16 protein-coding genes are annotated in these 14,502 nt (G+C 28.5%); 6 read left to right on the plus strand and 10 right to left on the minus strand.

Annotated features, from left to right (window positions below; translation table 11 throughout):
- Positions 1-81: 81 nt before the first annotated feature.
- A complete protein-coding gene (locus tag CRV02_RS12620; protein ID WP_129090614.1) occupies positions 82-954 on the minus strand; it encodes a 1-aminocyclopropane-1-carboxylate deaminase/D-cysteine desulfhydrase in 873 nt (290 codons plus the stop codon).
- Positions 955-1,002: 48 nt separating this feature from the next.
- On the opposite strand from CRV02_RS12620, the gene CRV02_RS12625 reads away from it, so the two are divergent.
- On the plus strand, positions 1,003-1,482 hold the full coding sequence (locus CRV02_RS12625; protein ID WP_129090615.1) for a MotA/TolQ/ExbB proton channel family protein: 480 nt from the start codon (positions 1,003-1,005) through the stop codon (positions 1,480-1,482).
- Positions 1,479-1,883 carry a biopolymer transporter ExbD gene (locus CRV02_RS12630; protein WP_129090616.1) on the plus strand — a complete coding sequence of 135 codons (405 nt, stop codon included), beginning with the start codon at positions 1,479-1,481 and terminating at the stop codon, positions 1,881-1,883. The genes CRV02_RS12625 and CRV02_RS12630 overlap by 4 nt, the downstream gene beginning before the upstream one ends.
- Before the next feature lie 13 nt (positions 1,884-1,896).
- On the opposite strand, the gene CRV02_RS12635 is transcribed toward CRV02_RS12630, so the two are convergent.
- From CRV02_RS12635 to CRV02_RS12655, 5 genes are all read right to left on the minus strand, one after another.
- Positions 1,897-2,853, minus strand: a complete 957-nt coding sequence (locus CRV02_RS12635) for a hypothetical protein (RefSeq protein WP_129090617.1) — start codon at positions 2,851-2,853, stop codon at positions 1,897-1,899.
- 79 nt (positions 2,854-2,932) lie between these two features.
- A complete protein-coding gene (locus CRV02_RS12640) occupies positions 2,933-4,222 on the minus strand; it encodes an ArsS family sensor histidine kinase (RefSeq protein ID WP_129090618.1) in 1,290 nt (429 codons plus the stop codon).
- Positions 4,215-4,889, minus strand: coding sequence for a response regulator transcription factor (locus tag CRV02_RS12645; RefSeq protein ID WP_129090619.1), 675 nt, complete (start codon positions 4,887-4,889; stop codon positions 4,215-4,217). Before CRV02_RS12645 ends, CRV02_RS12640 begins: the two co-directional genes overlap by 8 nt.
- A 63-nt stretch (positions 4,890-4,952) precedes the next feature.
- Positions 4,953-5,321 carry a DUF779 domain-containing protein gene (locus tag CRV02_RS12650; protein WP_129090620.1) on the minus strand — a complete coding sequence of 123 codons (369 nt, stop codon included), beginning with the start codon at positions 5,319-5,321 and terminating at the stop codon, positions 4,953-4,955.
- Positions 5,322-5,363: 42 nt separating this feature from the next.
- On the minus strand, positions 5,364-6,881 hold the full coding sequence (locus CRV02_RS12655; RefSeq protein WP_129090621.1) for an aldehyde dehydrogenase family protein: 1,518 nt from the start codon (positions 6,879-6,881) through the stop codon (positions 5,364-5,366).
- Positions 6,882-7,090: 209 nt separating this feature from the next.
- On the opposite strand from CRV02_RS12655, the gene CRV02_RS12660 reads away from it, so the two are divergent.
- Together CRV02_RS12660 and CRV02_RS12665 are read left to right on the plus strand one after the other, a co-directional pair.
- On the plus strand, positions 7,091-9,019 hold the full coding sequence (locus tag CRV02_RS12660) for an FIST N-terminal domain-containing protein (protein ID WP_129090622.1): 1,929 nt from the start codon (positions 7,091-7,093) through the stop codon (positions 9,017-9,019).
- Positions 9,000-9,659 (plus strand): response regulator transcription factor, encoded by a 660-nt coding sequence (locus tag CRV02_RS12665; RefSeq protein ID WP_129090623.1) that lies wholly within the window; start codon positions 9,000-9,002, stop codon positions 9,657-9,659. Before CRV02_RS12660 ends, CRV02_RS12665 begins: the two co-directional genes overlap by 20 nt.
- Positions 9,660-9,696: 37 nt before the next feature.
- On the opposite strand, the gene fbaA is transcribed toward CRV02_RS12665, so the two are convergent.
- Positions 9,697-10,764 carry a class II fructose-bisphosphate aldolase gene (fbaA, locus tag CRV02_RS12670; protein WP_129090624.1) on the minus strand — a complete coding sequence of 356 codons (1,068 nt, stop codon included), beginning with the start codon at positions 10,762-10,764 and terminating at the stop codon, positions 9,697-9,699.
- An 11-nt stretch (positions 10,765-10,775) separates the two neighbouring features.
- Positions 10,776-11,603, minus strand: coding sequence for a peptidyl-prolyl cis-trans isomerase (locus tag CRV02_RS12675; RefSeq protein WP_129084358.1), 828 nt, complete (start codon positions 11,601-11,603; stop codon positions 10,776-10,778).
- A 191-nt stretch (positions 11,604-11,794) separates the two neighbouring features.
- Between CRV02_RS12675 and hsrA the strand changes: the two genes are divergently transcribed.
- Both hsrA and CRV02_RS12685 read left to right on the plus strand, forming a co-directional pair.
- The gene (gene hsrA, locus CRV02_RS12680; protein WP_114839892.1) at positions 11,795-12,475 is read left to right on the plus strand and encodes a homeostatic response regulator transcription factor HsrA; all 681 of its coding nucleotides are present in this window, start codon (positions 11,795-11,797) and stop codon (positions 12,473-12,475) included.
- A gap of 30 nt (positions 12,476-12,505) precedes the next feature.
- Complete coding sequence (locus CRV02_RS12685) at positions 12,506-13,801, plus strand: HAMP domain-containing sensor histidine kinase (RefSeq protein WP_129090625.1); 1,296 nt, start codon at positions 12,506-12,508, stop codon at positions 13,799-13,801.
- On the opposite strand, the gene CRV02_RS12690 is transcribed toward CRV02_RS12685, so the two are convergent.
- Positions 13,802-14,230, minus strand: a complete 429-nt coding sequence (locus tag CRV02_RS12690; RefSeq protein WP_129090626.1) for a CoA-binding protein — start codon at positions 14,228-14,230, stop codon at positions 13,802-13,804.
- A 145-nt stretch (positions 14,231-14,375) separates the two neighbouring features.
- Positions 14,376-14,502, minus strand: a 127-nt coding sequence (locus CRV02_RS12695; protein ID WP_164968998.1) for a sodium ion-translocating decarboxylase subunit beta, incomplete at its 5' end; no start/stop codon positions are given.

Below are 14,502 nucleotides of genomic sequence, written 5' to 3' on the forward strand. Positions count from 1 at the left end.
ATAAACATTTACTTTTTATAAAATCTAAAGATTATACCCAAAATAAAGTAAAAAAATAAATGACTCAAGTTAAATTCTTTTTTACTTGTTAAATTTTCTCTCATATCTTGGTTTCATACTCTCATTTCCTAAGATTCCACCTTGATGAATATACAAAATTTCATCGCTATTTTCATTTTCATTTAAGTACTTTTGCATACTTAAAAATCCTAAGGGGTCATAAAGTAAATCAAACTCAATTTTTGTAGTTTCTAAAAGCTCTTCATAAACTTCATAAAACTCTTTATACAATTTCCCAAAGTGATATTTTTTTGGCATTTCTATTATTTTTGGATGAAATTTTTCATTACTTTCAAGATGAGAAAACTGCTTTTTTAAATATTCACTTCCACCAACACAAGCTGCTGTTAAAACTTCAAACTCTAAATGCTTTTGTAAAAAAAGTGCCGTTGTTCCTGTACCACTTGGTAAAAATATTTTTAAATTTTTTATTTTATTCTCTTCTGCCCAAGAGCTGATTTCATGAGCTAAGATTTTTATACCAAATTCGGCTTCTTTTACCCTTGCACCCTCTTCTATTAAAATTTCGTTTTTCTTTACTTTATATTTTTCAAAATCAAAATTTTCATCTTCAATTATATTTACACCATTTTCTAAAGCTGCTTTATAATTTCCGCAGGCGTTCTCTTTTAGATAGGAACTTATATGATTTACATAAAAATCAATATTAGTATTTCTTATTTTTCCTAATACGGAAAGTGAGTATAAAGAGTTTGCTTGAGCTGAACCAAAACTAATTATTTTATCTATATTTTTTAAGTCATTTATCAAATAGTAGTAGAATTTTCTTGCTTTATTTCCACTAAAATGCTTATCTAAAAGGTCATCTCTTTTTAAATAGATATCTGTATTTCTAAATTTAATTTTTTCTATGGGAGAGTTTATATAATTCATTAAGAATATTATACTAGAATTACACAAAAAGAAAAATAGGAAATATAAATGAATATTATGGAATATATTGACAAAGGTGGTATTATTGTTTATATACTTATCTTTTTAAATATTATTGGTTTTACTATTATTATTTGGAAATTTTTAACAATACCTAGAAAAAAAGCAATGGTTGAAAAAATTAAAAGAAAAGTAAATGAAGAAAATCTAAAAACTATTGAAGTTCAAATAGAGTATGAAGTAAAAAGATTAGAAAGTGGTTTAACTTATATTAAAAACATAGCTTCTGTTGCTCCTCTTTTAGGTCTTTTGGGAACTGTTTACGGAGTATATAAAGCCTTTGAAGCAATTACACAAAAAGGTTTAGGAGATCCAACTGTTTTTTCAAGTGGGATTTCAGTTGCACTTATCACAACTATTACAGGTCTTATTGTTGCTATTCCCCACCACATAGCATATAACCATTTTATTTCACTTTTAGACTCAATTGAGCTTAAAGCAAAAAAAGAGATTATTGGTAAGCTATGAAAAGAAGAGAAACTTTAGGAATAGATTTAACACCTGTTATTGATGTTGTATTTATTCTTTTAATCTTTTTTATTGTTACTTCTGTTTTCAAAAAAGATGAACTAGCACTTATGCTTGATTTACCAGAAGCTGATGCAAAAGCAGTGGAAATAGATGAAGACCAAGTCTTCATTGAACTAAATAAAACAAAATTAGCAATAAAAGGTATTGAAGTATCTTTTAAATCTTTAGAAGACAATTTAAAAGAGATTAAAAATAATAAAAAACCAATAATAGTAAAAATAGATAAAAAAGTTGAGTATGAAAGAGTTGTAAAAGTTCTTGACTTACTTCAAAAATATAATCTAAATAACTTAGCACTTGTAACAAATGAAGCTAGTAATAAAGAAGAAAAGAAATAACCTTTCTTCTTTGTTAAGAAACTAAATAGTCTAAAAACTTATCTATATTTTCTTTTGTTTTTTTATCTTGAAACTGTTCATTTACCATACTCATTATCTCTTTGAATTGAGATAAGTCTGTGTGAGAATCACTGCTATCTTCAGAGTTTTCATTTTTTAAAGCTCCTATTAAAGTAGAAACTAAATCTAAAGTATACTGCTCCATACTATCTGAACTAACTGTTCCATCATATATTGCTTGCTCAGCAGCAGTTACTGTTCCATCTTGATTTAAATCAGCGTCTTCATACTCTTCATCAGAAGAACCACCTCCACCACCGCCTCCCATTGGAGCACCTCCACCTTGTGCAGGAGCTTCTTCAGAAGAGTTAGGAGCAACACCTAAATTAGATAAAATCTCTTCAAAATCATCTTTTGAGATTTCTTGATTTTTTGCACTTTCAAATAAAGAGTTTAAACCTTCTTCTAGTTCATTTTGAGAAATATTTCCATCTTCATCATTATCAAAAGAAGAGAATAACTCCTCCTCAATTCCTAACTCAGATAAAGAGAGTAATCCATCTGCATCTAAATCATTTGTTTCAAAAATATCACTTGCCATTTGAGAACTATTTGGAGGTGGTGGCATTGTTGATTGTGAAGGTGGAGGAGGAACATCTAATCCTAAATCACTTAAAAAACTTCCAAACTCTTCAGGACTAAGATTTTGATTTTTTAAATTATTTAGTTTTGAAGAGATACTATCTTCAAGTTCACTTGAACTTAATGCTCCATCACTATTACTATCCATTGAAGAAAAAATCTCATCTGAGATATTAAACTCAGAGGAAGAAATCAATCCATTAGAATCGATATCACTATTTTCTATAATTTTAGAGGCAAGACTTTCAGCACTAGGTTGGTCTTTTCTTTGAGTTTGAGTTAACTGCTGTATTGCTTGATATGAACTATTTACACTTGAAAGATCCATAATCTTCTCCTTTTAACATATAAAAGCAAGTCTATAACTTTTAGGTAAACAATGGGTAACAAAAAGAAAAAAGTTAAAATTAGTAGTTGATAGTAAAGATATTTTTATTATCTTTATAAGTATATTCAAGTTTTAAATCATGTAAATCTAAAATATTTTTTATGATATATAGACCTAAACCTAAACCTTTTTGACTACTTTCATATTTTCTATTAAAAGGTTGATTGTAGTTTTCTAAAGCTTTTTCTAAAGCTTTACCTTCATTTGATATAGATATAGACTTTTCATTTAGCTCAACAAGAGGTTTTGAAGTTCCATGTTTAAGAGCATTATCAATTAGATTTTTTATTACTAAAGAGAACATTTCAAAATCAACATATAGTTTAGGATTTGTTTTTATATTTATATCTATTTGGGAACTATCTATAAGCAAGATATCTAAAGCTTGGTCTAAAATATCAGCAAAGATATATTCTCTTTTTTCAAGACTTATATTATTTGAAGTAAATCTTTCAATTTTTGCAAACTCATTTATTAAATACTCTAAACGATAAAATAGCTTTTCTAAATCTTTTTTAGACTCATCTTCATTTATCATATTTGCTATTAGTAAACCTTTTGTAATAGGTGTTTTAAGTTCGTGCATAATATTTCTTAAGAAGAGGTTTCGTGATTGAGTAAGTGTTCTTATTTGTGTGATTGCTTTATTAAATTCGTTTGAGACTTCACTTATTTCATCTTTACCTTTACAAGAAGTATCAATATCAAGATTGCCCTTTGAAAACTTTTGAATATCTCTTTTTAAAAACAATAAGGGTTTTAATTTTCTTATCAAAAATATATAAAAGGAGATAAATAAAATATTAAAAAGAATAGTCAAGAAAACTATATCCTGAGTCTTTTTCTCTAACTTTGTATTATCTTTTATTAAAAGAGTTGAAAAAGGAGTAATTCTTAAAAAATAGTTATATCCTTTATATTCAAAAAGTTTCCACTCTAATTCTTTTGCCAATAAAGTTGCTTCTTTTTCTAAAGTTTGGATTTCTATTTTAGATAAACTCATATCATAGGTATTTAATTTTTTTTCAAAATCTTCTGGGTTTATTTTTTTATGTATAGGTGGAGGTGGAGGTGGTGGAGGTAAAGGAAATATAAACTCATTTTGCTTTTGTAAAGGAGGAAAAGGTTTTTTAGGAAAATTAAATAACTCTTTTTCTATTTGACGTAAAGTTTTCATATATTTATTAACAAGTAAATCTATCTGTTGTTGTTTAGTTATATTATATCCCACATAAACTATTAGATGTGCTGTAATTATTAACATTAAAAAAAATAAGGTTATGGTAAAAAAAAGTGAGTTTTTATTCATTGATAAGTTTATACCCTAAACCTCTAAGTGATTTTATAAACTCAGGTTTCTTTGGGTTAGTTTCTATTTTTTTTCTAACTCTTCCAATTAATACGTCTATACTTTTATAAGTACTTTCATATTTTATTGAGTCAACATTCATTAATATTTCTTGTCTACTTACTACAAAACCTGCTCTTTTTATCAAATATGCCATGATATGATATTCAGCATTAGTAAACTCTATTTGTTTTTCATTTTTTGTAATCTCATTTTTTGAATCATCTATTTTAAATATTTTCTCTTTTTTTAGATTCACACTAACAGTTTTGCTTCGTCTTAAAATAGAGTTTATTCGAAGTACTAACTCTTGAGGGTCATAGGGTTTTGCAAGATAATCATCTGCACCATATTCAAAACATAAAGTCTTATCAGAAATATCACTTCTAGCACTTGAAATAATAATGGGAATATTAGAGTTTTCTCTTATGATTTTACAAACGTCAACACCATCTATTTCAGGTAAGGACAAATCTAAAAGCACAAGGTCATACTTTTTAATTCTTAAAGCACTTATTCCTAATTGTGATGACTCGTAATTTGTTAAGTTAATATTAAATTGATAAAGAAATTTTTCTAAAAGCTTAGCTATTTCAATATCATCTTCTATCATTAAAATATTAATCAAAAAGATTCCTAAATGAGTTTAGAAATATAATAACATACTAAAGTAAATAAAAAGTATCAAACTTCAACTATTTAAAAATTTATCTTCTTCATCTGTAAAAATTCTTGATTTTGTAATAAACTGATAGCCGTGGTCTATCTCCAAAGAAAAAGAGTTTCCAAAAGCTCCTTGCTCCTTTTTTACATCAACTATAATTTGAGAATGTCTAAAATACTCAAACTGTTCACTATCAATAAAAAATTCACAATCACAAATCTCGCCTAATTTAACATTTCTACTTGGAACATAAAAGTCACTTTTTTCATAACACATAGGTGCAGTTCCATCGCAACATCCACCACTTTGATTAAAAACAAGTTCTCCATGCTCTTTTTTAAGTATTTCAATTACTTCTTTTGCCTCTTGTGTTACCTCAACTCTTTTTACACTCATTTTAAGCCTTTATAAAAAGAGGTTTTCACCTCTTTTTTATTTTTAGAAAAATCCTAAAGCATTTTTGCTATATGAAGTTAAGATATTTTTTGTATGTCTATAAGAGTTTAACATCATCATATGAGTCTCTCTTCCGATACCAGATTTTTTATATCCACCAAATGAAGCATGAGAAGGATATAAGTGGTAACAATTCACCCAAACTCTACCTGCTTGAATTGCTCTACTCATATTGTGTAATTGGTGTGCATCTCTAGACCAAACACCTGCACCAAGTCCATACATAGTATCATTTGCAATCTCTATTGCTTCTTGCTCATCTTTAAATGTAGTTACAGCAAGTACTGGCCCAAAAATCTCTTCTTGGAAAATTCTCATTTTATTATTACCCTTAAATACTGTTGGTTTGATATAAAAACCATTTGGATATTTACTATTCTCTAAAGCTTCACCACCAATTAGACACTCTGCACCTTCTTCTTTACCAATTTTAATATACTCTAAAATCTTCTCTTTTTGATTTTGTGAACATTGTGCTCCCATCATATTATTTGGATGTAATGGGTCACCTAAAGTAATAGCTTCAATTCTTTCTAATACTCTTTTCATAAATGGTTCATAAATTGATTCTTGAATAAGTGCTCTTGATGGACAAGTACAAACTTCACCACTATTAAATGCGAATAAAACTAGTCCTTCAATTGCTTTATCAAAAAACTCATCATCAGCATCCATAATTGACTCAAAGAATACATTTGGTGATTTTCCACCAAGCTCTAATGTTGAAGGAATGATATTTTCAGTTGCATATTGCATGATTAATTGACCAGTTGTAGTCTCACCTGTAAACCCAACTTTTTTAACATCTGGATGAGTTGAAAGGTATTTACCAATTCTTCCCCCTGCTCCATTGATTACATTTACAGTTCCTGCTGGTAATACATCAGCAATAATTTCCATCATTAAAATAATTGACATAGGTGTAGCACTTGCTGGTTTTAATACAATACAATTTCCAGCAGCTAAAGCAGGTGCAAGTTTCCAAGCAGCCATTAGAAGTGGGAAGTTCCAAGGAATAATCTGTGCAACAACACCAAATGGCTCATAAATCTCTTGAGAAACTGTTGTTCCATCTAAATCAGCAACACTTCCTGATTCACTTCTAATAACTGAAGCAAAATATCTAAAGTGATCAACCACAAGAGGAATATCAGCTGCTAAAGTTTCCCTAACAGTTTTTCCATTATCTAAAGTTTCAGCAATTGCTAATCTCTCAAGATTTGCTTCAATAGCATCTGCAACTTTATTTAACATAGTACTTCTTTCAACTACTGTTGAGTGCTTAAATGTTTCAAAAGCAGTTTTTGCAGCTTGAACAGCAGCTTCAACATCTTGTTCATTTGATCTTGGAATCTTTGTAAGAACTTCTCCATCTACAGGTGAAATATTTTCAAAGTACTCTCCACTTTTTGGAGCAATCCACTGCCCACCTATGAAATTTTCATATTGTGATTTAAACTCTGGCTTTGCAAATGCTAATACTTTTTCTTCTGTTGACATCTTTTAATCCTTTTTTGTTTTTATGAAAAATTAAATTTCCTTTGGGAAAATTTTAGAAAAGAAATATAGCCCTTATTTAGCGAAAACATAGCATAGAAATAGCATTATCAATTTATTTAATCAGATTACCATAAAATGGTACTTTTTAAAGAGAAAAATATTATTAAATTTTGTAAAAAGAAGCCTCTTTTTATGCTACAATTTTATTTATGAAAACATCTAATTTTATTATTAAAAATAATCAACTTTATGACTCAATCAACTTTAATGAACTTAAAACCCAAAAAAACATACTTATTCAAGTCTTTTGTGGACAAAATAAAAAAAGCTTACAAGAGATTTTAAATACTTTAAAAAAAGAACTACCCCAAAGTGTATGCATAGCCTCATCAACTGATGGAGAGATTTATGAAAACAGTGTTTCTACTTTAAACACCGTAATTAGCATATCTACTTTTGAAAACACTACTTTTGAAGCTACTCATTTTAATGAAAAAACAAGTTTTGAAAATGGCACAAAAATAGCAAAAAGCTTAATAAAAGAAGATACAAAACTTCTTATTTGTTTTACAGATGGAGAAAAAACAAATGGAGAAGAGTTTTTAAAGGGAATTGAAACAGTTAATAATAAAGTTCCTATTTGTGGAGGAATGGCAGCAGATAATGCTAGTTTCACTCAAACATTTATTGCAATAAACAATCAAATCTATACAAGTGGAGCAATTGCCGTTTCCCTTAACTCTAAAAAATTAGATGTAAAAACAGCTTTTAACTTCAATTGGTCTGCTATAGGGATTTCCCATAGAATAGAGGAAGTAAAAGATAACCGTGTTTATAAAATATCAGGACTTAAATCTTTAGATTTTTATGAAAAATACCTAGGAGAATATGTTGCAAAATCTTTACCTGCAACAGGAATTGAGTTTCCATTAATAGTAAAAAGAAATGGCATTTCATTAGCAAGAGCTGTAATAAAAAAACATGATGATGGAAGTTTGAGTTTTGCAGGAAACTTGCTTAAAGGTGATAAAGTAAAACTTGGGTTTGGAAATATAGAGCTTATTATGAACAACCCACTTAAGTCATTATTTAAAACAGATAATATAAATAATACCCAAAGCTTTTTTATCTACTCATGTATGGCTAGACGAAGATATATGCCCAATATTATTGATTTAGAGATCGAACCTTTTTCAAAAATTGCCCCAACTTCTGGTTTTTTTACCTATGGAGAGTTTTATCACAATAAAGAGAAAAACTCAAATCAGTTTTTAAATCAAACACTTACAGTTGTAGCTTTAAGTGAAAAAGAAGACTCAGTTAAAACAAAGACTTTCCCTCCTAAAGAAGAGAACCAAATAAGTGAACATGCAAGAAGTTTGCAAGCTTTAACTCACTTGATTCAACAATCTACAAAAGATTATAATGAGCAATCTAAAAAACTTGAAGAGAAAACTTTATACTCAGAACAACTTTTAAACTTGCAAAAACAGTTTTTAAAACACTCAGTACATGAAACAAATACTCCTTTATCAGTTATCATGGGAAATATTGATATGTACAAGATGGAACATGGGAAAAATAAATATATTTCAAATATAGAAATAGCAATGAAAACCCTTTATAATATCTATGATGATTTAAGCTATTTAATAAAAAAAGACCATGTGCATAGAGTAAAACATCAAATAAATCTTGTGGATTTTATAAGAAGCAGAATTGAGTTTTTTTCTCTTATTGCAAGTAAAGCAAAACTTGATTTCAACTTTCAAACTTCTTCAAAAGAGATTTATGTTTTCTTTGATGAAACAAAACTTCAAAGAATAGTTGACAACAATTTAACAAATGCAATTAAATATACTTTACCTAAAAATAAGATTCATATTTCAATAGAAAAAATTGATTCTAAAACAGTTTTAAAAATAACTAGTATCTCAAAACAGATACTAGATAAAAGAAAGATATTTGAAGAATACTATAGAGAACAAACCACACAAAATGGCTTTGGATTAGGATTAAACTTAGTAAAAAGAATTTGCGAAGAAGAAGATGTAAAAATTGAGCTTGAATCAAATGAAGATTTTGCATCTTTTATCTATACTTTTAAGGATACAAAAAATGAAAATACTTCTACTTGAAGATGATTTTATGCTTAATGAGATGATAGATGAATATTTAACATCAACAGGACACTTAATAAAAAGTACAAGTACAGGAAATGAGTGTTTAAAACTTTTAGAAGACCAAGAGTTTGATTTATTGATTTTAGATATAAATGTTCCTGATATTAATGGCTTTACTATTTTAGAAACTCTTCATAAACAAAAAAGGGATATTCCTACTATTTATATCTCGGCACTTATTGATATAGAGGATATTTCAAGGGCTTTTGATATAGGCTGTTATGATTATCTAAAAAAACCTTTTCATCTAAAAGAATTAACCATTAGAATAAATAGATTACTAAAAAATCAAATCACACCAACTCAACATAAAAGATTGTCAAAATCATATAGTTTTGATTGTGAGAATTTAACTTTATACTTTAACAATGAACCACATATTTTACCAAGAAGACAAATAAAGATTATTGAAGTATTAGCAAAAAATAGAAGTTTGATAGTTGACTATGATATGTTTAAAGAGTATGCTTATGCTGGAGATGAAGTTGATATTTCAACAATTCGGTCTGAAATAAATAGAGTGAAAAAAGTTTTAAAAGAGGATTTTATTATAAATATTAGAGGTAGTGGTTATATGATAAAAATACCACAATAAAATGATAGCCTACTTCTAGGCTACCACTCTATAATGACTAGTTTTTGTTAATAGAACAAAGGTCAGAGTAAGCTGTTTCAAGTCTAGCAATCATAGACTCTTGTCCTGCTCTTAACCATTTTCTTGGGTCGTAGTAAGACTTATTTGGCTTATCTTCACCATCAGGGTTACCAATTTGACCTTGTAAATAGTCATGGTTTTTAGCTTCGTAAGCTCTTACACCATCCCAGAATGACCATTGTGTATCAGTATCAATATTCATTTTAATAACACCATACTCAATAGCTTCTCTAATTTCATGAAGCTCAGAACCTGAACCACCATGGAAAACAAAGTCAACTGGTTTAGTAGCTGTACTGTGTTTTTCTTCAATAAATTTTTGAGAATTTTCTAAGATTTTTGGGCTTAATACAACATTCCCTGGTTTATAAACACCATGAACGTTACCAAATGAAGCTGCAATTGTGAAGTTTTCAGAAACTTTTGATAATTCTTCATAGGCATAACATACTTCTTCTGGTTGAGTATAAAGTAATGCATTGTCAACATCTGTGTTGTCAACACCATCTTCTTCACCACCAGTAATTCCAAGCTCAATCTCAATCATCATATCAAGTTCATTCATTGTTTTGAAGTACTCAACACATGTTCCAATATTATCTTCTAAAGACTCTTCTGAAAGGTCTAACATATGAGAAGTATATAAAGGTTTACCAGTTTTTTCAAAGTGTTTTTTACCAGCTTCAAGTAAACCATCAATCCATGGTAAAAGTTTTCTTGCAGCATGGTCAGTATGTAAAATAACAGGGATACCATAAGCTTCTGCCATTGTATGAACATGAATAGCTCCACTTACTCCTCCTAAAACTGCTGCGTCAGCAGTTTTAAGACCTTTCCCTGCAAAATATTGTGCTCCACCATTTGAAAATTGTATAATTACTGGTGAATTAACTTTTGATGCAGCTTCTAATACCGCATTTACAGAATCCGTTCCTACTACATTTACAGCAGGAATAGCAAATTTATTTTCCTTTGCATAGGCAAAAAGTTTTTTTGCCTCACTTCCACTTAATACACCAGGTTTAACAACATCTAATACAGCCACTAATTTTCTCCTTATAATTTTATAACTATTTTTGCTTTGTCTCTTAACTTGTTAGCTTCAGACTCAAGGAAGTTTTTAAATTTCTCTTGTAATAAAACTTGCTTAATTCTGTTTTTGATTTTATCAAACTCAAGAGGTTTCTCAGCTTGTTTGTCTTCTAAATAAATCACATGATACCCAAATTGAGTTTTAACTGGGCTTTTAGAGTAGCTTCCAACCTTTAAAGCTTTTGCTGCTTTAGAGAATTCAGGAACCATTTTAGTTTCTGGGAACTTACCTAAATATCCACCTTGTGGACCACTTGGACCAACTGATTTTGTTTTTGCTAATTCAACAAATTTTTCTTTTTTATTTGAAGATTTATCTAATGCTTTAATTAAATCTTTTGCTTCATTTTCTGTTTTTGTTAAAATATGTCTAGCTTCTAAAGTAGCTGGTACTTTAAATTGAGCCTTGTTTTTATTGTAGTAATCTTTCATATCTTTTTCAGATACTTTTACATTTTCAGACTCTTTTTTTAGCCAAACTCTAAGAGCTAAATCTCTTTTTAATTTTTCTAAACTCTCTTTATACTCTTTATCTTTTTGAACTCCACTACTTACAGCTTTGTCTGTTAGAAGTTTGTTATTGATAATTTGGTCTAAAATTTGATTTTTATTCTTTTTTGGTAAAGAATTGAAATCAATATTTGGGTTTCCTAATAAAATTGCTACATCTTGCTTAGTAATTTTATCACCATTTACTGTTGCTAAAACATCAGAAGCACTTACACTACTAGTTGCTAGTGTTATTGTTGCAATAAGGCTTGTCACTAATTTTTTACTTGTAATTTTAATCATTATTTTCCTTAATAACTTTAGTTTTGAATATTTTATCTACATTATATTAACATGAAGTTAATTAGCACCTTATTTATAAATTTCAAAATTTTCCTTAAAAAACCTTTAATTTTTACTATATTTATGATATAATACGCCAAAATTTAAACTTAACTTAAATTTAAGTTACAAACGTACTAAGGAAAATCTATATGAGAATATTAATTATTGAAGATGAAATTACATTAAATAGAACTCTGCAAGAAGGTCTTACAGACTTTGGATACCAAGTAGATGCAGCAGAAAATTATAAAGATGCAGAGTACTTCATTGATATTAGAAATTATGATTTAGTATTAACTGACTGGATGTTACCAGATGGTGACGGTATTGAACTGTGTAAAATTGTAAAAAATAGAAGTTCAAGAACAGCAGTTGTTATTTTATCTGCAAGAGATGACAAAGATTCTGAAATTGAAGCTTTAAAATCTGGTGCTGACGACTATATCAAAAAACCATTTGATTTCGATATCTTATTAGCAAGAATTGAAGCTAGATTAAGATTTGGTGGAACAAATGTAATCGAAATTGAAGACCTTTCAATTAACCCTGATGAAGAGAAAATTGAATATAACGGTGAAGAGATTGAATTAAAAGGTAAACCTTTTGAAGTATTAACTCACCTTGCTAGACACAGAGATCAAATTGTATCTAAAGAGCAATTACTAGATGCTATCTGGGAAGAGCCAGAATTAGTTACTCCAAACGTAATTGAAGTTGCAATTAACCAAATTAGACAAAAAATGGATAAACCATTAAATATTTCTACTATTGAAACAATCAGAAGAAGAGGTTACAGATTCTGTTACCCTGATACTGACGAAGAAGCATAAGAAATTACACACCTAAAAGGTTAATGACGTATGACACAAGCGAAGAGCATTTATAAACAGTTTTACCAAAAACTTATACTTGCTACTTCGCTTTTTATTATTATTTTATCTTTTATTTTTTATGGTTATACGAAATCAACTATCTATGAAGAGCTAAAAGAGTCTCTTCTTTCTGATGCTGAACTAATTTTTAAAATTAGTCAAAACGCAGATACAAGCTCAAACAATTTTAATATTATTACTCATAATGGAATCAATGTAGATTTAGTAACTTTAAAACATATACCTGAAGTTCCTTACTCTACATATGAACTAAACAATAATCATTTTATGCAAATTTTATATCCATTTAATGATAAAAAAAACCAGTACATAAAAATAGTAAAGAATATTAACTCATCAATTAAGATGCTTACAAAGATTTTTAATAATATTTTATTAATCTCTTTTGGTGGCTTAATTATGGTTGTTCTTTATGCCTTTACCGTTTCTAAAACACTTTTAAGACCAATTATTCAGATTACAAAAAAACTATCTAATATGGATGAAAATTATTTAACGCAGATTAATAAAGCTAATCTTCCTATTGAATTTCATCCTTTAGCTGACTCTATCAACTCTTTAACTACAAGAATTGAAACAAATATCAAGTTTAAAAAAGAGTTATTTATTGGAGTTGCCCATGAATTAAAGACTCCATTAGCAGTAATGAAACTTAAAAATGAAGTTACATTAATGAAAGATAGAGAGGCTCAAAAATACAAAGATACTTTAAAATTAACAGTTGAACAAATTAATGATATGAATAAAATGATCTCTTCTATTTTAGATATTGGACGAGCGGAAGGTGCACAGTTTGAAAAACCAGAAGAGATTGACTTAGTTCAATATATGCAAAGAAAAACAAATGACTATAGAATGTTAAGCTCTAAAAAGAAGATTATTCTTACATTCTTTGCAAATGTAAATCACCACAAAGTAACACTTCAACCTACTTTATTAAACCAAATTATTCAAAACTTTGTACAAAATGCAATTAAATTTACTCCGGATAATAAAGCAATTGCTATAAGACTTGAAAAGACAAAAGAAGTTACTACTATTTCTATTACAGATGATGGAAGTGGTATTGATGAAGCTATTGATCTTTTTGCACCATTTAAAAGAATGGGTGAAGAAAGTGGAGCTGGTCTTGGATTATTCTTAGCAAAAAATGCTGCTGATGCACTTGGTGCTACTATTAGTTTAAAAAATAGAACTGATGGTAAAACAGGATGTATTGCTACTTTAGTTTTAAAGAACAAAACACCCCAAAAAAAACAATAATTAAAAAATATTATTGTGCTCAATCTTAGTACATTTATTTTGTACTACTTTCATTCCTTTTTCTTTTGCTTTAGCTGCAGCTTCATTGTTTACTAAACCTAGCTGAGTCCATACAGTATCAATATCACCTCTTTCAATACACTCATCAACAACTTGAGCAATTACATCTGGTTTTCTAAAGATATCAACCATATCTACTTTAAAAGGAATCTCTTTTAAACTTCTATATACTTTCTCTCCTAAAATTTCATCTTCTTTAGGATATACAGGAACCATTTTAAAACCTGCATTCTTTAAATAGTTTGCAACTCTATTACTTGCTTTTTCTTCATTTGGAGAACAGCCTATTACTGCAATAGTTTTTGTGTTTTCAAAAATCTCTTTTAATTCTTCTGTATTACTATTAATTGTTGGGAATTCGCACTCCATTTTATATCCTTTTACTTTTCTTTAAATATTACCAAAAACATATTAAAAAAACTAATATAAAAAGGAATTAAAAAATAGATTTATAGACATAAAAAAAGCCCAAAGTCATAAAGACTTTGAGCTTTTAGATTATTAAGTGTTTGTATTAAAAAATCGATAAAAGTACACCAGCAGCTACGGCAGAACCGATAACACCAGCAACATTTGGACCCATCGCATGCATTAATAATACATTCGATTTGTCATATTCTTGTCCAACTTTTGATACAACC

The sequence above is a fragment of the Arcobacter sp. CECT 8989 genome, assembly GCF_004116715.1.
Taxonomy (GTDB): Bacteria; Campylobacterota; Campylobacteria; order Campylobacterales; family Arcobacteraceae; genus Halarcobacter.

Coding starts and splice junctions, on each gene's coding strand:
- CRV02_RS12620 (WP_129090614.1), bottom strand. CDS start 954: ATGAATTATATAAACTCTCCCATAGAAAAAATTAAATTTAGAAATACA.
- CRV02_RS12625 (WP_129090615.1), top strand. CDS start 1,003: ATGAATATTATGGAATATATTGACAAAGGTGGTATTATTGTTTATATA.
- CRV02_RS12630 (WP_129090616.1), top strand. CDS start 1,479: ATGAAAAGAAGAGAAACTTTAGGAATAGATTTAACACCTGTTATTGAT.
- CRV02_RS12635 (WP_129090617.1), bottom strand. CDS start 2,853: ATGGATCTTTCAAGTGTAAATAGTTCATATCAAGCAATACAGCAGTTA.
- CRV02_RS12640 (WP_129090618.1), bottom strand. CDS start 4,222: ATGAATAAAAACTCACTTTTTTTTACCATAACCTTATTTTTTTTAATG.
- CRV02_RS12650 (WP_129090620.1), bottom strand. CDS start 5,321: ATGAGTGTAAAAAGAGTTGAGGTAACACAAGAGGCAAAAGAAGTAATT.
- CRV02_RS12655 (WP_129090621.1), bottom strand. CDS start 6,881: ATGTCAACAGAAGAAAAAGTATTAGCATTTGCAAAGCCAGAGTTTAAA.
- CRV02_RS12660 (WP_129090622.1), top strand. CDS start 7,091: ATGAAAACATCTAATTTTATTATTAAAAATAATCAACTTTATGACTCA.
- CRV02_RS12665 (WP_129090623.1), top strand. CDS start 9,000: ATGAAAATACTTCTACTTGAAGATGATTTTATGCTTAATGAGATGATA.
- CRV02_RS12675 (WP_129084358.1), bottom strand. CDS start 11,603: ATGATTAAAATTACAAGTAAAAAATTAGTGACAAGCCTTATTGCAACA.
- hsrA (WP_114839892.1), top strand. CDS start 11,795: ATGAGAATATTAATTATTGAAGATGAAATTACATTAAATAGAACTCTG.
- CRV02_RS12685 (WP_129090625.1), top strand. CDS start 12,506: ATGACACAAGCGAAGAGCATTTATAAACAGTTTTACCAAAAACTTATA.
- CRV02_RS12690 (WP_129090626.1), bottom strand. CDS start 14,230: ATGGAGTGCGAATTCCCAACAATTAATAGTAATACAGAAGAATTAAAA.